The organism is Candidatus Pantoea symbiotica (assembly GCF_056491525.1).
The window spans coordinates 1,689,278-1,707,911 of sequence record NZ_JBSZHR010000002.1 but is presented as its reverse complement, the minus strand read 5'-3'; the positions used below and the strand labels follow the sequence as shown (position 1 = coordinate 1,707,911).

The following is an 18,634-nucleotide window of genomic DNA, read 5'->3' as shown; positions in this document are numbered from 1 at the left end:
GTGCCGCCAGAGAGACTAGCGGGAAGCCCACCAGAGGCGCAGCTTCAGCCCCCAAGCGCTGGTCCAGCCGCTGCTGGTGCTGATGACTTTGCCCTGATGCAGCACGATAAAGGTCGGCGTGGCCTGAATATCCCAGCGCTGGCCGATCGCCCCGCTCTCATCATTGATCGCCACGCCTTGCAGCCCTTTCTTTTCCAGCCAGGTTGCTACGCGCGTATCGTTACCGGATCGCAGCGCAATACTCGCCACCTTGTAACCTTGCTGGCTCATCGCCGCCACAGTTGGCGTGGTGAGTTTGCATACGCCGCACCAGGTTGCCCAGACGTAAACCAGCAATGGCCGATCCTGACTGAGCTCCGCCAGATTGACCTCGCCTTGCAGCGAGGTGAGCGGCTGTTGCGCCAGGTCGGCAGGCAGCTGCGGCGCGCGCAGCCAATCCATGCCCCACAGCGCCGCCGCGACAATCAGCACCAATAGCAGCGCCTCACGCAGCCAGCGCTTTAGTCGACTCATGGCTTTGCCTGCAGCGCGCCTTTCACTGCCGCTTCCAGTTGCTCATACGGCACCGCGCCGCTGATCATCTGGTCGCCCACCAGCGTCGCTGGCGTACCTTGCACGCCGAGCTGCTGCGCCAGTGTCAGGTTGCTGTTGATGGTGTCGAGGCTCACTTTGCTTGGCTCTTTCAGCTTGATGCCGGTTTTCTCCAGCGCCGCGTCAATGCTGGCGGTATCGTGATTGCCCTTTTTCGCCATCAAACGTTCATGCAATTTAAGGAAGTTTTTCGGCTGCTGCTCCCACACAGTGAGCGCCAGACGCGCCGAGGTGAGTGAGGTTTCAGAGCGATACGGCAGCGGTTTAATCACCACCGCAACCTGCGGATACGATTTCAGCAGTTTTTCGATATCGGCTTCAAACTTCTTGCAGAACACGCAGTTGTAATCGGTGAAATAGACCAGCGTCAGCGCCGGTTTTTCAGCACCGATGCGCGGTGAACCTGCATCGTTGAACAACGCGTCATGGTTTTTCTTCACCATCTGCGCCACCACATTTTGCTGCTGTTGTGCGGCCTCTTTATCAAACGCATCAGCCGCTTCCGCCAGAATTGACGGATTCTGCACCAGGGTTTCACGGATCAGCTCTTTGATGCGCGCTTCCTGCTCAGGAGTAAAAGGCGCGGCCGCCAGTGCAGGCATGGCAAGGAACATCAGTGGCAGTAACAGGGATTTCTTCATTATTTTTTCGCCTCAGAGAGAGTGGAGATCACCGCTTCACGACTCAGCAGCGGTGACAAAATCTGGCCTTGCGGCAGTGCCGGGCCATAAATTTGGTTAAAAGGGATTGCCACGCGGTCGCGGCGGCGCAGGAATTCACCGATGGCGGGATCGGGCTGCGTCCAGTCACCGCGCAGCAGCACCACGTCATCGGCTCTTAGCGCAGCACGCACATCGGGCTGATTCAGAACGCGGGATTTGTTCACTTTGCAGGTGATGCACCAGTCGGCGGTGACATCGACAAACACCCGTTTATCCTGCTCGAGTGCCTGATGGATCGCCGCTTCGGTCAGCGGCTGCCAGTGCAGCGTTTCCTCTTCCGGCGTGATGCGCGTCATCAGGAATAGCGCACCAGCCAGCGTCAGAGTGATAAACACCACCCCCGCCTGCTGCAGCGCGCGACGTTTCACCAGCCAGCCGCAAAGTACCGCGAGTAACATACCCGCCAGCACCAGCGCGAAGGTGCTGCCCCAATGCGGTACCAGCAATGTCACCAGCCAGAAGGTGGCGAGCAGCATAAACAGGCCGAGCACGCTGCGCAGATGCACCATCCAGCGCCCCGGACGCGGCAGGCAGCGGGCCATGCCCGGCAACGCCGCCACCAGCAGCCACGGCAAACTCATGCCGACGCCGAGCGCGACAAACAGCAGCCACAGCTGCGGCAGCGGTGCCGTCAGCGCATAAGCCACCGCTGTACCGAGAAACGGCGCGCTGCACGGCGTGGCCAGCAAAGTGGCAAACGCGCCCTGGCCGAAATGCCCAAGCAAGCCGTCGCCGCCCTGCGTCGCCAGTTTGGTATTCAAACCCGACGGCAAGCGGAAATGCAGCAGATCAAACAGGCTGGCGCTGAACAGGAACATCACCAGCACCATCACCAGCAGGAAGCCGCTGCTCTGGAACTGAATGCCCCAGCCAAGCGCCTGACCGCTGAGCCGCAGTCCGGTCATCAGCAGCGCCAAAAGCAGGAAGGAGAAAATGATCCCGGCGCTGGAAGCAAGAAACTGTTGGCGCGTCTGACGCTGCGTTTGCCCTTGCTGCTGCACCAGGCTGCTGAGCTTGATCGCTAGCACCGGCAATACGCACGGCATCAGGTTGAGGATCAAGCCACCGAGCAGCGCCAGCAGCAACACCGACAAGAAGGTTTGCGCGCCATCGCCGTATACCAACGCTTCCGCGCCAATATTAATCGCGCTTTGCTGTGCAATCCCACCATCGGCAACCACCAGCGACAGCGTTTTGCCGCGCAGATCCGGAGCCGCTTCGCCCCATTCATCGGTGACCGCCACGCGTGCGCTGAGCGTGTCGCCTTTGACACTGATTTGCGGTGCCGCCAGCATGCTGCCCTGCGGATAATCGAAGAACAGTTCAGGTTGTTGCCAGCCGCCCTGACGCTGTGCGCGAATCTGCAATTCGCCATTCACAAAGCTGGCGTCGAGTTGATCGGTTAAGCCGCTGGCGGCCGGGATTCGTCCCATCGCTTCGGCGAAATCGCGGGCAAAATCGGCGTCAGCGGGCTGCGTCAGATCGAGGCTGAACGGGAAGTCGGTGAGGATGCAGACGTCGCTGCAGGTCGAGAGTGTCAGCGTTCCTGCGAGCTGCTGGCTCGACAGTTTCGCCAGTTCAATCGGCAGCGTGATATCGCCTTTGTAGCCTTGGGTGGTCAAGCCGCTAACGTCAAAACGCTCAGGCGCAGGCCAGAACCATTGCGCCTTTACCTCCGGCGTTTGCCAGCGGATTTCCGGCGCAACGCCGCCTTCGCCTGGCGTACGCCAGTAGGTTTTCCAGCCGGGTTGCAGGCGAATATCCAGCAGCAATTGCTGATTATCGTTGTGGCTGGCGCTGCGCAGGCGCACTTCGGCATGGCTATTTTGCGCATTACGCAGCCAGCCAGTGTCTGCCGCCTGCGCAGTGATCGCGCAGCTCGCCAGCAGGAGCAGCAGGCTCCTGATCAATACAGTCATGTGAATTCTCCAGTGAATAACAGGGTTTACGCGATGCAACGCGCAGGTGTTATTCCCGGAAGACGCAGAAGGTCAGATGCCGCCGTCGCAGAGGCGGAAACAGCGGTGCGCGGCGATAGCCGACGGAAGTGGTGGTTTGTGTGAAGGTGGCGATCAGCGCCAGCAACAACAGCAGGAAAGGCAATGCGGTATCAAGGATGGGTGCGGCGGCACTGAGCGATTTGGCGCTCAACGCACAGGGTTTTTCACTGCCGCTGGCATCGTCACTGCTGTGAGTTTGCGCGGACGCGCTGACCTGCGCTAAAGGTGCGGAAGGCAAATTGAAGCTGCGCTGGACGAGACAAAACGCCAGCACCAGACAAACCAGTGCCAGAATCCATTTTGCGCGTGATAGCGATATCGTCATGCCGCAGCCTCAGAGAAAAGTGCGGGCATTTTAAGCATCTGCAGCAGAAACACCAAGCTTTGCTGTGTAAACTTTTGTCTTTGTGGTGCGAGCGTCGTAGGGTCGCCATTCATGGCGACCTTGTCAATCACCGCATCCGGCTAAACAATATCATCCACCACGCCGCCATCGACGCGCAGCGCGGCACCGGACGTCGCCGACGCCTGTTTCGAACAAACGTACACCACCATGTTCGCCACCTCTTCCACCGTGGCGGCGCGCTGGATCACCGAACTCGGACGCTGGGCCATCACAAACTCTTTCGCCAGCTCTTCCAGCGGCTTACCGGTGCGCTTCACTTCATCTTCCATCATGGCGGCAAAGCCATCGGAGAGCGTTGGGCCCGGCAACACGCTGTTCACCGTCACGCCGCTGCCCGCCACCACTTTCGCCAGCCCGCGCGCCAACGACAACTGCGCGGTTTTACTCACGCCGTAATGCAGCATATCAGCGGGAATATTCAGCGCCGACTCTGAGGAAATAAACACCACGCGACCCCAATCGCGTTTCACCATCTCCGGCAATAAGGCCCGCGACAGGCGCACACCGGACATCACGTTGGTTTGCCAGTAGGCATCCCAGGTTTCGTCATCCACTTGATAAAAATCTTGCGGACCGTAAATCCCGGCGTTATTCACCAGAATATCGATCGGCGGCAAACCGTTGAGCAGTTGCTTAACACCTTGCGCACTGCCGAGATCGGCGATAAAGGTGTGAATTTTCGCCCCCGCCACTAAGCCGTTGAGCTTCTCGCGCGCACGACTCACCGAGGCTTCGCTGCGCCCGTTCAGCACCACTTCCGCCCCGCTGGCCGCCAGACCTTGTGCAATGGCAAAACCGATGCCGCCGGTTGATGCGGTAACTAAGGCTGTTTTTCCGTGTAGATCGATATTCATTATGCTTTCCTCTGTGAGCGTAATCACAAAGCCTGGTTCAGGCAGGAGAAGATGCATTGACGAATCATGCGATGGAGGTGTCGGCCGCAATGCTGATGTGCGTTCAGCCTGCTGCCGACATGGTTCAACCCGAGGCCGATAAAGCCGGTTGAGCGCTGATTGGCAGCCGCAGTTGACGCTGCAACCAGGCGCAGGCCGCTGCCTGGTCCGGGTTGCGCGCGTTAAGCTGCAACACCGGACCCAGCGCCATCGGCTGTGCCGTTTCCGCCAGCTTGCGCAGTTCTGGCAGATACTCAGCGCCCGGATGTCCCGGCATGCGATCGGTCAAGCGTGCCTGATACCGCGCCACCGCCTCATCCGGCGTGATCGCCAGCCACAGCTCCAGCACCCGCGTCACGCCCGCCTTCTGCAATCCTTGCTGCAACACCTCTTTCGGCTGGAAGCCAAACCAGGCATCGATGACATAGATGCAACGCGTCGGTGCTTGCGCCACCACTTGCCAGATCGCCTGATACGCCGCACAACCTAACTGGCGATTGCGCAGGCGATCCACCGGCGCAAAGCTGGCCATAAACGGCTCTTTCAGGCTATCCAGCGTCAGCACCGGAAAGCCGAATTGCTCGGCCAGCGCGCGCGTGAGGGTGCTTTTGCCGGAAGCCGGAATGCCGTTCACCAGCACCACCATCTTCTCTTCAGTGTCGGTTGTCATAGGATCTCTATCACCTCCGCAGCACTGCTGGCGTTGCGCAAGCGCACCAGCGTCTCCTCATCTTCCAGCAGCGTGACAATCGCGCGGATGCCCTCTTCAATGTGGGCGTTGCTGTCACGCGCACCGAACATAATCACGATGTCGGCTTTGTCGCTGCCGTCGAAGGAAATCGGCTCATCCAGCACAATCATGCTGAAACAATCTTTCAGCACGCCGGTTTCAGGCCGCGCATGGGGAATAGCGATGCCCTCCTCAAACACGTAATAAGCGCCATGCTCCAGCGTGTTGGCGATCACCGCTTCCGGATAACTGGCTTTGATGTAACCGCCGTTCACCAGCGGCAACGCCGCCAGCGCGATCACCTCGCGCCAATCCCTGGCGCTGATCCCCACCTGAATCGCACTTGCCTCCTGCAGCAGCTGTTTAATACTCATACTGCCTCCTTAAAATGATTTGCGAATGGTGTTGCGCAGTTCATCGATTTTGACAAACAGCGGATCAATTTCCTGACGAAAGCGGCGGCTTTTCGCAAAGATATTTAATGCACGATTATATTCCAGCATTAATTGTTTTTGCGTATCTGTCGCCTGCGGATTATTGGCTAACTGCTGCTCCAGTTCGCTTATTTTTCCGCTGATGGTTTCAGCCTGAAGATCTATTTCCTGTGAATCCTGGCTCTTATTATCGGAGCCTTTTTTCAAGAATCCAAACATAGCGTCTCCTGCCCCGAATGGCGCCGGGCACCTCAGGTTATTACGTCATGAGTGAGTCGGAATTAGCGGAACAGCTGAATCTTTTCTACCAGCACATTGGTTACGGCATCGTTGGCCGGCACAAGGAAATTACGCACGCTGTCGTTGACCTTGCCCTTTTCAAACGTCTGCTTGCAGTTTGCGACCCACTGTACATTCATCTCGGTGCCGACGTTGACTTTCTCAATGCCGCTGCGCACCGCAAGACGCATATCTTCATCGCTGACGCCCGTTCCGCCGTGCAGCACCAGTGGCGTTTTAGTGGCATCGGTGATATCCGCCAGGCGCTGATGCTGAATATGCGCTTTACCAGTATACAAGCCGTGCACGGTACCGATGGAGATCGCCAGCATATCGACGCCGGTTTCATCGACAAAGCGTTTGGCTTCATCGACGGTGGTAAAGGCCGCATCGTTCATTTCCACTTCTTTGCCATCTTCCGAGCCGCCAATCGCGCCCAGTTCAGCTTCTACCGAAACAGCCAGCGGGCGCGCCATATCAATAACACGGCGCGTATTGGCGATGTTCTCTTCAATCGGCAAATGTGAGCCGTCATACATAATTGAACTAAAGCCCGCATCCAGCGCGGTTTGAATAGCGTCTAAATCCGAACAGTGATCGAGGTGCAAACAGGTCGGCACGTTACGGCTTTCTGACAGTGAGCGAATCGCATCCACCAATAATTTGTGTCCGAGATATTTCGCTGTGCCGGTTGAGATCTGAATCATTAATGGACTATTGGTTTTCTCCGCCGCTTTAAAAAAGGCCGGCAGCATTTCCAGGCAGTGCAAATTAAAGGAACCGAGCGCTTTAAATTCACGTTCTTTAGCCACCTGTAACAGATCGGTAAAGTTATAAAGTTTCATGGAGCTTTTCCTCATGGGATTTAGACTTGGTGGATTTTCCGTTAACAAACCAGGCGATGAGAGTAATGAAGGCAATAAACAGCGCGACGAACAGCCAGTTATTCTGGAATGCATGGCCGAGCACCAGGCCGGTACTGATCACATCCGAATCACTGAAGGTGACGCCGGTAAAACCGTAACTTTCCAGCATCGGCACCAGAATCGCCGGCAGGAAGGTGATGAATAGACCGTGCACGAAACCGCCGATCATCGCCCCGCGACGACCACCAAGCGCATTACCAAACACGCCTGCGGTGCCACCGGCAAAGAAGTTGGTCAGCAGACCTGGCAGAATCATCGCCAGACCAAACATCGGGAACACCAGCATGCCCACCACCGAACCCAGCGTGGTGGCGAGGAAGCCGACGATCACCGCATTCGGGGCGTATGGGAACATCACCGGGCAGTCGAGCGCCGGTTTCGCATCCGGAACCAGACGCATGGCGATACCACGGAAAGCTGGCACCAGTTCGTTCAGCAGCAGACGCACGCCGCTATACAGCACGAACACACCGCACACGAACTGAATCGACTGCATAAAGGCGTACATCAGATAGTTCATGCCGTTGCTGTACTGGCCGATAAATTCCGGGCCGGCGGCGACCGCAGGAATCAGGTACATCGGCACCATCACCACCGCCATCGACAGATAAGTGTCCTGCAGGAATTTAAAGTTGTCGGGCAGTTTGAGGTCTTCCGTGGAGCGCGAACCTTTGCCCACCACCTTCGCCACCGCCGCCGTCAGCAGGTAGCCGATGGTGCAGAAGTGACCGAGCGCCACATCGTCGGAATCGGTGATACGACGCACCACCGGTTGTGCCAGCGCAGGCATCACGACCGCCATAATGCCGCCAAAGATGCCACCGGTAAGGATCAGAGGTAAGCCTGTTAGCCCCGCTTTATAGCCAATCACCGCACCGATGGTCGCCATCCACAGCAGCGCCTGACCGGTAAGGAAGATGTATTTGAACGGTGTCAGACGGGCAATGATGATGTTGACGATAAAGATCACCAACAGCGTCAGCGCCACTTCTGAACCCAGCTCGCGGTTTGCTAACCCTGCAATGGCGGCAACGTCGGTGATATAACCCTGCATGCCAAAACCGTGGGTAAAAATGGTGTTCAGGAAGGTCAGCGTACCGACAATAATGTTGATACCGGCCATCATAATTAAGAAACCAAGCAGGGTTTTAAAGGTGCCTTCCACCACCTTGCCTGCTGATTTTTTTTGCAGTAGCAGACCAATCAGGGCAATAAAGGCGATCAGAATTGATGCCTGCCCCAATAAGTCTTTTACCAGGAAGTCGATCACACTATTCATGATTAGCAACCTTTAAGTTACGTTCTTTCATAAACGCCACGATTTTCTCTTCAATTTCCGCTTTGTCGGTCAGCTTATTGAGAATAATCACCCGTTTGATCTGTTCCGGGCTGGCATCGGCATTTAACACATCAGCAAAAGCTTTCTGGGTTAAAATCATGTCGGATTTAAAGGCGTTGGCTTCAGAAATGGTGGTGTGATCGATATCAGCATCAATTTCGAGTTTCTTTAATACTGACTTGGCGCTCATCTCAATCGCAAAGCTTGAACCCAAACCACATCCACAGACACATAATATTTTCAGCATGGCTATTTCCTCACAGAATTTGCAGTTGTTTAGCGAGTTTATAATGATGCCCTTCCGTATCGACCAGGCGTTTTTTCATGCTTATTAAATCAATCGGAATCGGTCGATTACTGCCATTAATAATCACCGCTTTGTTGCGCATTCCCGACTGAATACAACGCGCGACTTCACTGGCCATAATGGTGCCCTGATAAATCTCTTCACAGGTAGGATCGCCATTACGCAGACCATAACCGATAATTGTTTTACGAATACGCACACCAATTAACGGTTCAATTTGTTTAATTAAGGTATCGATGGCGCCCTGAAAGCCCGGCGAATATTCACGGGTGTAGCCTTCCGAACACAAAATAATGACGCTGTTCTGCGCCGCCAGACGCTGCGTGATGCGCTCGGCCAGCTCCTGCGGCGCAATCTGGCATTCCGGGATCAGCGCGAAATCCGCATTGGATTTGATCGCTGACTGCAGGGTTAACTCACCGCAATAACCGCCCAGCAACTCAACCATAAAGACACGACCGGTTAAGGCGCGGCCGGTATTGCGTAATTTCGCCACCTCTTTTAAAACCTGCTCACAGGCGGTGGAAAAGCCGATGCTGTAATCACTGCCAAATACGTCATTATCGATGGTCATGCCGACGCCAAAACAGTTAACGCCAAATTCGCTTAGCGTATGCAGGAATTGTAATGAACCATCACCGCCCGCCATAATTAATACATCGATGCGCAGCGACTTAAGATGTTTGGCGATGGTTTCATATTCCGGACGAATTAATTTTCTGCTGGTTCGTCCCGATTGCATCACCGGAATAGCGGCGATAGCGTAATCCACTAAATCGCGTTGGGATATTTCCTGGTGATTGTTTTCCAGCAATCCCGGAATACCACCGTTAAATAACACCATTTCCGCCTGAGTTAATCGCGATATTTGATACACAAAGTTATTAATCCCGGTAACATCGCCACCGCTGATCACCATGCCAATTCTCATTGTCATCATCCTTTATGCTGTGCGTCTGGAATTCATTCTTCCGATTAACGACATTGTTATTTGCAACGAATGTCACACTTTTGCGATGAATTCCCCGAGTGAGATCATTGACAGCATCCAATACAGGCTAAATTTTGTGATATAAATCACATGACACTTTTCACCTTAAAGCATTAATAACAAATAAAATCATAGAGTTATATTTATTTTGCGCAGTAAACTCGGCAGCTTAAATTAACACCCTGCTCGCTGTTTTGCTTTCGATCTATTTTGTGATTTCCCGCGCATTTTTATCGGTTCCTGACGCTTATTCCGCATCAGATAAAGGGATAATGATTACGTGCGTTATTTATGCGTCAGGGCCAGTGAACGATTGACTCAATGCCGATGCACTTGTCCAATACCGTGGCAGATAAAGAATAAACAAGAGAAAAAAATGAGCATGCAGAAGGATATGTTGCGTAAGTTGGCAGAGGTAGTTGGCGAGAAACAGCTATTAACCCATGCGGATGACAAAGCCTGGTACATAAAGGGATTCCGCGTCGGACGCGGTGAAGCGCTGGCGGTGGCGTTACCGCAAACACTGTTGCAGCTGTGGCAAACGCTGCAGGTTTGCGTGGCGCACGATGTCATTGTGCTGATGCAGGCGTCGAATACCGGCGTTACCGGCGGCTCAACGCCCGACGGCAATGATTATGACCGCGATATCGTGATTATCAGCACCCGCCAGCTCAAAGGCGTGCAGGTGATCGATCAGGCGCGTCAGGTGATTGCTTTCCCTGGCACCACCTTGACCGAACTGGAGCACACCTTGCAGCCGCTGGGTCGTGAGCCGCACTCGGTGATTGGATCATCCTGCATCGGCGCGTCGGTGGTCGGCGGCATCTGCAATAATTCCGGTGGCTCGCTGATTCGGCGCGGCCCCGCTTTCACCGAAAAATCCTTGTTCGCCCGCATTCATGACGATGGTCGTTTAGAGATGGTCAACCATCTCGGCATCGAGTTGGGCGACACGCCAGAAGTGATGCTGGAAAACCTGACGCAGCAGCGCTATCAAACCGGTGAGCAGCCCGACTGGCAGGGAAAAATCTGGGCTGATGATTATGCCGACCGCCTGCGAGATGTGGCCGCAGATTCTCCGGCGCGCTTCAATGGCGATCTGCGTTACCTGCACGACAGTTCAGGCAGCGCCGGTAAAGTGGTGGTGTTCGCCGTGCGCTTGCCGACCTTCGAAGCCAGCACCGGCAGCGATACCTTTTACATCGGCACTAACGATGAGAGCGTGCTGGTGGCGCTGCGCCGTTTCCTGCTAACGAAGATGAGCGAGTTGCCGCTGCAGGCGGAATATATCCATCGCAACGCCTTCGATTTAACCGTGCGCTACGCCAAACATATGTATCTGGCGATCCGCAAACTGGGACCGCAGGCCATTCCGCAGATGATGGCCAACAAAGCCAAATGGGATGTGCGCGTCAGCCACCTGAAATTCCTGCCGCGCAATTTTGTTGATCGGGTGCTGCAATTCTTTAACCAGCTGACGCCGAGCTTTATCGCGCCGCGCATCATGGATTACCGCAGCGAGTATCAACATCATCTGATGATCAAAGTGGAGTCGCCGCAAACCGCAGAATTACAAAGCTTGTTACAGCAGTTTTTTGCTGAGCAGCCAGGCGGCTTTTTCCTCTGCAATGCACGCGAAGCGGCGGATGCATTTTTGGTGCGTTTCGGCGTCGGCGGCTGCACCATTTCCTACTGCGATGCGCTGGGCTACAACCCCAACGAACGGCTGGTGGCGTTTGACGTGGCGCTGCGCCGCAATGATGACGCGTGGCGTTTGACGCTGCCGGATCATCTGGCGGCCCAGGTACAGGTTGATTCCTGCTGTGGACACTTCTTCTGTTTCGTCAATCATCAGGATTACGTGCTGAAGCCGGGCTACGACGCGAAAGTGTTTAAGGAAGAGGTGAAGCGCTATCTGGAGCAGCGCGGCGCGAAGTATCCCGCCGAGCACAATGTCGGACACCTCTATCAGGCATCGTGTGAGCATGTCGAGCACTGGAAACAACTTGATCCGACCAATAGCTGTAATCCGGGGATTGGTAAAACCAGTAAGAAGAAGTTTTGGCGGGAGATGTAGCGTCGGAGTTTCGAAAGGTGCACATTCATGCGCACCTGGTCGCCATAAATGGCGACCCTACGACAACGGTGCGGGTTTCGTAGGGCGCGCATTTATGCGCACCTGGTCACCATAAATGGCGACCCTACGACAACGGTGCGGGTTTTGTAGGGTGCGCATTTATGCGCACCTGGTCACCAAAATCAACCAACGATGCCGTTCGCGCAGCAGACGCTGGTGCAGTTGCTCAAGCTGCGGCAGCGTCAGAGCCTGAATGGCAGCGCGATTGAGCGTCGCCAGGCCGTGCTGCTGGCGCAGGGTTTCGAGTGCGGCATCGCCATTGTCTTTGCTTGCGCACTGCGTCAGTAAGCTTGCCTGCCATGCCGCCAGCTTTTCAGGGGAAACTGCTGCGATCTCGGCAACCATCTCACGCATAAAGCGTTTGCAGTGACCCAGCAACGCGCGCCAGGTGATATCCGGCGATTGCAGCGCCAGCATTAAGCCATCCACATCTGCCACCCGTTGATAACGCGCTGACACCACATAACCAATTTGCTGATCCACGCGCAGCCGCTGGAAGAAACGCGTTTCCAGCATCAGTGCCAGCACGCGTAAAGCAGCCAGGGCGGCATCGTCGGCGTGCGATAACGGCATAAACAGCAACAGCGCCTGATCGGGTCCATCGCAGTTGATGGGCACAATGCCGCATTGCAGTTGTGCGGGCGGCGTGTAGCGCGCCAGATCCGGTGCAAAATCGCTGAGCAGAAGCGCCACGCGCTGGCTTAGCGCGCTATTGGTGCCGCACCATGCCGCCAGCCATTGCGGCGAGGGCGATGGCTTAATCAAGCGAGTTGGCAAAGCGGCGAGTAGCTGACGAATCACAATAGAGTGTGTTGTCGCTGCGGATTGTGCCAGCACCGGCGTGTTCAGCGCCCGTAATGCCTGATGCACGCTTAACAACGCGCGTTCTTCGGATGCGGGCAGATTGAGCAACAGCTGCCAGCTTCCCTGCGTTTGTTGCCAGGTGCCGTTGCCGCCGGCGTGGCGAAGTTCCGCCAGCACTGGGCGCAACTGGCGCTGCCGCGCCTGCGCTTCTTCATCGCTCAAGGTTTGATAAAACGCCGGACGCAGCAGCAGCGTTTCGACCTGTTTTACCGGCGCAATAATCGGCAACGATTGCGCCACGGGCGGAAGACGAGGGAGCTGAATGTCGCCTGAAGCGGGATAGAAGTGAAACGCTGCGGATTCTGCCGCATTCAGCGTCGCTGGCAGCCACTCGGCCAGTTGCAGAGTAAAGCCTTGCGTCTGATTCGGTGCGCCGTCGATCTGTCGCTGCGTGAGCAGACGCGTGCGCGGCCAACGCGGCAACGCGGCGGCAAAATCCGTGAAGTTATCTGAAACCGCTAAACCAGGCGCGAAGCCCAACGCGCGGCCGCGCAACTGTTCCAGCGGCGACAAGGCCGCGAAATCCTGCTGCGCGAGTTGCGCGTAATGCTGCAGCTGAATCGCGTTACTCTCGACTAACGCAGCCAGATGCTGCCAAACGCGTTGTTCAATCTGTTGCGCCTGCGCAGAAGATATGTGCCTGGCGCTAAAGCGCAGCGCCAGTAATGCGTGTTGTTCATCTTGCCATAACCATTGCACATCAAAGGTTTCGCATAACGCCTCTGCCCGCAACTGCGCCAGCAAACTGCCCGGCGCTTCGTCTTGCCAGAACATCTTAAGCAAGGTGACATTGTCACGCACAGTCTGTTCATCGCCCGCGATCAATAACGTCAGCCAGAAATTTTCTTCACCGCCTGATTGCAGCAAACGATCGCCGGGCAGCAGCGTAGGTCTAACCGCCGCAGCGCGTTTTCCACCCGCCAGCAAACTGCCGCCATAGCGCGCCGCCAGCTGTGCTAACTCGTCAAGCGATTGCGGCCCTTGCAGCCAAAGTTCCATATTTTCAGCGCGATAGAAGCGGCAATGAAAATTGCGGAGTGCGGATTGCAATTCCGTGACATTGTCACTAAACGCAAGCCGACTGCCGACACGAAAGCGCTGAAAGCGTCCCTTTAGCTTATCCAGGATGGCAGCTTCACTCAGCGTGTCGGCATGTTTTTGCAGCAGTTGAAACTCTGCTTCAATCACCGCTGCTTCCTGTTGAATGGCCTGCGTCGTCAGCAACGGCGACGCCAACATATCGCACAGCCGCTGCACGCCTGCCGACAACGCCGGTGCTGGGAGCTGAAAGAAATAGGCGCTGCGGCTCAACTGTGTGGTGGCATTCACCTGGCCGCCCTGCTGCTGCAGCCACGGCATCAGGCGATCGTCGCCGTTAAAGTCCTGGCTGCCGCAGAACAGCAGATGTTCCAGCAGATGCGCCAAACCCGGCCAGCGATCGGCTTCATCCAGACTGCCGGCCTGCACGCGCACCAGCGCCGCCGCCTCACGCGCGTCGGGCTGATGATAAAGATGGCAGCGCAGGCCGTTGGTAAGCGTGAGCTGGCGCGTGTTCATCAGGTAACGCGCTGCTTAAAGATCAGTTCGGAGTTGCTGCGATTGCGGAACTGTAGCTGCTGGATTTTGATATCGCTGCAGTTGGCTTCACGCCGTGCTTCGAGGATCTTGCCGTGATGCGGCGATTTGCTACACACCGGATCGGTGTTATCGGCATCGCCGGTCAGCATAAAGGCCTGACAGCGACAGCCGCCAAAGTCTTTCTCTTTCTCATCACAGGAGCGGCACGGTTCCGGCATCCAGTCAAAGCCGCGATAGCGGTTGAAACCAAAGGAGTTATACCAGATATCGTCCAGCGTGCGTTCCAGCACCGACGGGAACTCGACCGGCAGCTGACGCGCGCTGTGGCACGGCAACGCGGTGCCGTCTGGCGTGACGCTGAGGAAGATCGATCCCCAACCGCCCATGCAGGGTTTCGGGCGCTCTTCGTAGTAATCCGGCGTGACGAACAGCAGATTGGTGAGATTACCGGTGGCGCTCATGCGCTGACGATAATCGGCCACCACCGCTTCAGCGTTAGCGATCTGCTCGCGCGTCGGCAGCAATCCTTCACGATTGAGCTGCGCCCAGCCGTAGAACTGACAGGTCGCCAGCTCGACATCGTCGGCTTCCAGTTCGATACAGAGATCGATGATTTTGTCGATCTGGTCGATATTGTGGCGATGCAGTACGAAGTTCAGCACCATCGGATAGCCGTGTGCTTTCACCGCTTTTGCCATCTCCAGCTTCTGCTGGAAGGCCTTTTTCGACCCGGCCAGCGCGGCATTAAGCGTTTCATCGCTGGCCTGGAAACTGATCTGAATATGATCGAGCCCGGCATCAGCAAAGGCATCGAGTTTTTTCGCCGTCAGGCCAATGCCGGAGGTGATCAGGTTGGTGTAGAAACCGAGATCGCGCGCGGCGCGGATCAGTTCCGGCAGGTCTTTACGCGTCAGCGGTTCGCCGCCGGAAAAACCGAGCTGCACGCTGCCCATGGCGCGCGCCTGACGAAACACCTCAATCCACTGTTCGGTGGTCAACTCTTTCTCCTGCTGGGAAAAATCCAGCGGATTGGAGCAGTACGGACACTGCAGCGGGCAGCGATAGGTCAGTTCTGCCAGCAGCCACAGCGGCGGCGTCACGCTTTTACTCGGGTTCACGACACTGTATCCATTTTTGTTCGATGGCTGATTGCAGGAACTCTTTTACGTCATCGCCGACGCCGCCCGCATCCGGGAAACGCGCATCCAGCGTGGCAACAATCGCCGCCACATCCTGTTTGCCATCCACCAGCTCGAGGATCGCCACAGCGGTTTCGTTCAGTTTGGCCATGCCTTCTGGATAGAGCACTACATGGCTATCTTGCGCCGCTTCCCACTGCATGCGGTAGCCGCGACGGAAAGCCGGAATCACATTATCTTTCATATTGTTATACCAGTCTTGTGCTGTGCCAGGACACCTGATCGGTGACCGTATGATAAGGCGGACGTTGCAGCGCATACGCCATGGTCATGGCATCGAGCATGGTCCAGAGAATATCGAGCTTGAACTGCAGGATCTCCAGCATGCGATTCTGCTGTTCGGCGCTGGTGAACACCTCAAGCGCCAGCGCCAATCCATGCTCCACATCGCGGTTCGCCTGGCTCAGACGGCTGCGGAAGTAGAAATAGCCTTCCTCTTTGATCCACGGATAGTGCTGCGGCCAGCTGTCGAGGCGCGACTGATGAATCTGCGGCGCAAACAGTTCGGTCAGCGAGCTGCAGGCCGCTTCCTGCCAGTTGGCACGACGCGCAAAGTTAACGTAGGCATCCACCGCAAAGCGCACGCCCGGCAGCACCAGCTTCTCCGACAGCAAAACCTCACGATCCAGGCCCACCGCTTCACCCAACTGCAGCCAGGCTTCAATGCCGCCTTCGTGACCGTTGCTGCCGTCGTGATCGAGGATGCGCTGCACCCATTTACGCCGCGTGGCCGCATCCGGGCAGTTCGCCATGATCGCCGCGTCTTTCAGCGGAATATTGGTCTGATAATAGAAGCGGTTCGCCACCCAGCCTTGAATCTGCTCGCGCGTCGCATCGCCATTGTGCATGGCGATGTGGTACGGATGATGAATGTGGTAGAACGCGCCTTTATCGCGCAGCGCCTGCTCAAACGCGGCGGGTGATAACGCTTCAGTAATGATCACGATGCAAACTCCTGCAGATGAATCGCCATGCCATCCCAACTCACTTCAATGCCCTGCTGCGTCAGATAGGCGCGCTGCGGCGATTGCTCATTAAGGATCGGATTGGTGTTGTTAATGTGAATCAAAATCTTGCGTTTGGCCGGCAGCGCAGCCAGCAGCGCCATCAAACCTTGTTCTTCAGCCAGCGCTAAGTGGCCCATCGCTTTGCCGGTATTTTTGCCGACGCCGGTAGCGAGCAGCTCGTCGTCCTGCCACACCGTGCCATCAATCAACAAGCAATCGGCTTTTTGCAGCCACGGCATGATCACCGCATCCGGCTCACCGAGTCCCGGCGCATACAGCAGCGTTTGGCCGTTGGCGGTGTTTTCAATAAACAGCGCCACGTTGTGGCCCGGCAGCGGGCGATCGCGATACGGCGAATACGGTGGCGCGTTGCTGAGAATCGGAATCGCGGTGAACTGCAAACTGTGGCAGACATCGACGCGAAACGGTTCCAGCGGCGTTAACGCATGATGCTGCAAGCCGCCATTCCAGTGCTGCAGCATGGTGAAAATCGGGAAGCCGCTGGTGAGATCGCCATGCACTTCCGGCGTGCACCACACCTGATGTGGGCAACCTTCACGCAGGCTCAGCAAGCCGGTGGTGTGATCGATTTGGCTGTCGGTCAGAATGATGCTGCCAATCGCCGTGCCACGCAGCACACCCTTTTTGATCAGTTCTGGCGTGTGGGCAATTTGCTGGCTGATGTCCGGCGAAGCGTTACACAACACCCAATCTTCACCGTTGTCGCTGACAATGATCGAAGATTGCGTGCGCGCCTGCGCCTGGATGCTGCCGTTACGCAGGCCGCTGCAATTGGCGCAGTTGCAGTTCCACTGCGGGAAGCCGCCGCCAGCCGCTGAACCGAGGACTTTAATAAACATGAAAGTTGACCAGAGAGAGAAAACAAAATGCCCGCACGAACGGCGGGCAGAAGTCTTAGCGGTTGGAGATGTACAGAGTCACTTCCAGGCCCAGACGCAGGTCAATAAACGCAGGTTTTTTCCACATAATGGTCTTCCTCATAAAGCAAAAACGCAGAGAAATCTCTGCTGAAGAGGATTGCAGCTGTGACGTAGATCACATCGCAATCCGTACGCGCGCAGATGTTGCGCCAATGTAGCGAGCAGATCAACCCTGATTCGGTAAGGGAATTGTGCTAATCCTGCCAAATTTGTTGCAACACGCGCTGCCAGTTGCCCCATGCGAGCTGCTCAAGTGCTGTTTGATCGTAGTCGAACGAACGCAACAACGCATAAAGATGCGGCAATCCACTTACATCTTTCAGCGCATCAGGCACGCTGATGCCGTCAAAATCGGAGCCCAGCGCCACATGATCGCGGCCCATTATCGCGATCAGGTGCTCAACATGTTTAACAATTTCGATCAATGCGGTGTCGCTGTCGCGTTTTCCGTCGCTGCGCAGGAAAGCGTTGCCAAAATTCACGCCCACCACGCCGCCGCTGTCGCGGATGGCGCGCAGTTGATCGTCAGTAAGATTACGTGGCTGTGCGCAGAGCGCATGCGCATTGGAGTGCGTCGCCACCAGCGGTGCAGTTGACAGGCGCGCGGTGTCCCAGAAGGCTTTCTCGTTCATGTGCGACATATCGATCAGCATGCGATGGCGGTTGGCTGCGGCGATCAATTGCTCGCCTTGTGCGGTCAAACCCGGTCCACTGTCCGGCGAGTTGGGGAATGATCCACTGACGCCTTCACCAAAGCGATTAGGCAGATTCCAGAACGGCCCGATGCTGCGCACGCCCGCTTTATAGAACGCATCAAGCGCAGCGCCATCGCCATCAAAACCGTCTGCGCCTTCAATGTGCGCCACCAGCGCCAGCACGCCGTCCGCACGACAGGCGGCAATATCAGCGGCGTTGAGGCATAAACGCGCACGACCGTCAGATTGCGCCGCCAGCGTTTTCAGGATGTCGAGCTGCTGCCAGAGAATCTCCAGCGGTTCGAGATTTTCCTCCGCTCGCTGCGGCGCGACCTCTGTGACATAACGCTGTGGCGGCACAAACATCGCGAACAGCCCTCCGGCAAAACCGCCCCGCTGCATACGCGGAAAATCGAGGTGGCCCTTTTCGATGCCGTGAAAAAATGCCTGCGCCGGATCATCGCGATGATGCAGCCACAGATTGAGAAGCAGGTCGTTATGACCGTCGAAGGTTTTTAGCAACATAGGGAGATCTTTGGCGAAACAACATGCCGCCATGCTACGCGCGCGCTGCTGTTTCGCCAAATGTGGGCGC

At 56.2% G+C, this 18,634-nt stretch carries 20 protein-coding genes; 1 reads left to right on the top strand and 19 read right to left on the bottom strand.

From position 1 onward, the window contains the following. Nucleotides 1–15: 15 nt before the first annotated feature. From ACXIZX_RS08540 to ACXIZX_RS08485, 12 genes are all read right to left on the bottom strand, one after another. Complete coding sequence (locus ACXIZX_RS08540) at nucleotides 16–513, bottom strand: protein disulfide oxidoreductase (protein WP_179451023.1); 498 nt, start codon at nucleotides 511–513, stop codon at nucleotides 16–18. After that, complete coding sequence (locus ACXIZX_RS08535) at nucleotides 510–1,232, bottom strand: DsbA family protein (protein ID WP_479403949.1); 723 nt, start codon at nucleotides 1,230–1,232, stop codon at nucleotides 510–512. Before ACXIZX_RS08535 ends, ACXIZX_RS08540 begins: the two co-directional genes overlap by 4 nt. Further along, nucleotides 1,232–3,232 (bottom strand): protein-disulfide reductase DsbD family protein, encoded by a 2,001-nt coding sequence (locus ACXIZX_RS08530; RefSeq protein WP_479403948.1) that lies wholly within the window; start codon nucleotides 3,230–3,232, stop codon nucleotides 1,232–1,234. The genes ACXIZX_RS08535 and ACXIZX_RS08530 overlap by 1 nt, the downstream gene beginning before the upstream one ends. Before the next feature lie 49 nt (nucleotides 3,233–3,281). Then, on the bottom strand, nucleotides 3,282–3,638 hold the full coding sequence (locus ACXIZX_RS08525; RefSeq protein WP_154152305.1) for a hypothetical protein: 357 nt from the start codon (nucleotides 3,636–3,638) through the stop codon (nucleotides 3,282–3,284). Between the two features lie 140 nt (nucleotides 3,639–3,778). Continuing rightward, the gene (locus ACXIZX_RS08520; RefSeq protein WP_479403947.1) at nucleotides 3,779–4,573 is read right to left on the bottom strand and encodes an SDR family NAD(P)-dependent oxidoreductase; all 795 of its coding nucleotides are present in this window, start codon (nucleotides 4,571–4,573) and stop codon (nucleotides 3,779–3,781) included. Nucleotides 4,574–4,697: 124 nt separating this feature from the next. Next, the gene (locus ACXIZX_RS08515; RefSeq protein ID WP_179451027.1) at nucleotides 4,698–5,282 is read right to left on the bottom strand and encodes a P-loop nucleotide/nucleoside kinase family protein; all 585 of its coding nucleotides are present in this window, start codon (nucleotides 5,280–5,282) and stop codon (nucleotides 4,698–4,700) included. Next, the gene (locus tag ACXIZX_RS08510; protein WP_091003163.1) at nucleotides 5,279–5,716 is read right to left on the bottom strand and encodes a PTS sugar transporter subunit IIA; all 438 of its coding nucleotides are present in this window, start codon (nucleotides 5,714–5,716) and stop codon (nucleotides 5,279–5,281) included. The genes ACXIZX_RS08515 and ACXIZX_RS08510 overlap by 4 nt, the downstream gene beginning before the upstream one ends. 9 nt (nucleotides 5,717–5,725) lie before the next feature. Continuing rightward, nucleotides 5,726–5,995: a hypothetical protein gene (locus ACXIZX_RS08505; RefSeq protein WP_061720115.1), complete on the bottom strand. Its 270-nt coding sequence runs from the start codon at nucleotides 5,993–5,995 to the stop codon at nucleotides 5,726–5,728. Between the two features lie 62 nt (nucleotides 5,996–6,057). Further along, nucleotides 6,058–6,900, bottom strand: coding sequence for a class II fructose-bisphosphate aldolase (locus ACXIZX_RS08500; RefSeq protein ID WP_008110083.1), 843 nt, complete (start codon nucleotides 6,898–6,900; stop codon nucleotides 6,058–6,060). Continuing rightward, nucleotides 6,887–8,260 (bottom strand): PTS sugar transporter subunit IIC, encoded by a 1,374-nt coding sequence (locus ACXIZX_RS08495; RefSeq protein ID WP_008110085.1) that lies wholly within the window; start codon nucleotides 8,258–8,260, stop codon nucleotides 6,887–6,889. Before ACXIZX_RS08495 ends, ACXIZX_RS08500 begins: the two co-directional genes overlap by 14 nt. Next, complete coding sequence (locus ACXIZX_RS08490; RefSeq protein WP_008110086.1) at nucleotides 8,253–8,567, bottom strand: PTS sugar transporter subunit IIB; 315 nt, start codon at nucleotides 8,565–8,567, stop codon at nucleotides 8,253–8,255. Before ACXIZX_RS08490 ends, ACXIZX_RS08495 begins: the two co-directional genes overlap by 8 nt. A 10-nt stretch (nucleotides 8,568–8,577) precedes the next feature. Continuing rightward, on the bottom strand, nucleotides 8,578–9,558 hold the full coding sequence (locus ACXIZX_RS08485; protein ID WP_256696386.1) for a 6-phosphofructokinase: 981 nt from the start codon (nucleotides 9,556–9,558) through the stop codon (nucleotides 8,578–8,580). A gap of 436 nt (nucleotides 9,559–9,994) precedes the next feature. Between ACXIZX_RS08485 and dld the strand changes: the two genes are divergently transcribed. Next, on the top strand, nucleotides 9,995–11,695 hold the full coding sequence (gene dld / locus ACXIZX_RS08480; RefSeq protein ID WP_479403946.1) for a D-lactate dehydrogenase: 1,701 nt from the start codon (nucleotides 9,995–9,997) through the stop codon (nucleotides 11,693–11,695). A gap of 159 nt (nucleotides 11,696–11,854) precedes the next feature. Here dld and pqqF read toward each other — a convergent pair whose 3' ends face one another. The 7 genes from pqqF to ACXIZX_RS08445 all read right to left on the bottom strand — a co-directional run bounded on the left by pqqF (nucleotide 11,855) and on the right by ACXIZX_RS08445 (nucleotide 18,564). Then, entirely contained in the window at nucleotides 11,855–14,176 is a 2,322-nt protein-coding gene (pqqF, locus tag ACXIZX_RS08475; protein WP_479403945.1) for a pyrroloquinoline quinone biosynthesis protein PqqF, read from the bottom strand. Next, nucleotides 14,176–15,315, bottom strand: coding sequence for a pyrroloquinoline quinone biosynthesis protein PqqE (pqqE, locus tag ACXIZX_RS08470; protein ID WP_479403944.1), 1,140 nt, complete (start codon nucleotides 15,313–15,315; stop codon nucleotides 14,176–14,178). The genes pqqF and pqqE overlap by 1 nt, the downstream gene beginning before the upstream one ends. Then, the gene (gene pqqD, locus ACXIZX_RS08465) at nucleotides 15,302–15,580 is read right to left on the bottom strand and encodes a pyrroloquinoline quinone biosynthesis peptide chaperone PqqD (RefSeq protein ID WP_061720121.1); all 279 of its coding nucleotides are present in this window, start codon (nucleotides 15,578–15,580) and stop codon (nucleotides 15,302–15,304) included. The genes pqqE and pqqD overlap by 14 nt, the downstream gene beginning before the upstream one ends. Nucleotides 15,581–15,584: 4 nt before the next feature. Next, a complete protein-coding gene (pqqC, locus tag ACXIZX_RS08460; RefSeq protein ID WP_179451032.1) occupies nucleotides 15,585–16,340 on the bottom strand; it encodes a pyrroloquinoline-quinone synthase PqqC in 756 nt (251 codons plus the stop codon). Then, on the bottom strand, nucleotides 16,337–17,263 hold the full coding sequence (pqqB, locus tag ACXIZX_RS08455) for a pyrroloquinoline quinone biosynthesis protein PqqB (protein WP_061720123.1): 927 nt from the start codon (nucleotides 17,261–17,263) through the stop codon (nucleotides 16,337–16,339). The genes pqqC and pqqB overlap by 4 nt, the downstream gene beginning before the upstream one ends. A gap of 55 nt (nucleotides 17,264–17,318) precedes the next feature. Next, a complete protein-coding gene (pqqA, locus tag ACXIZX_RS08450; protein ID WP_002905689.1) occupies nucleotides 17,319–17,390 on the bottom strand; it encodes a pyrroloquinoline quinone precursor peptide PqqA in 72 nt (23 codons plus the stop codon). Nucleotides 17,391–17,538: 148 nt separating this feature from the next. Continuing rightward, complete coding sequence (locus ACXIZX_RS08445) at nucleotides 17,539–18,564, bottom strand: dipeptidase (RefSeq protein ID WP_479403943.1); 1,026 nt, start codon at nucleotides 18,562–18,564, stop codon at nucleotides 17,539–17,541. Nucleotides 18,565–18,634: the final 70 nt, after the last annotated feature.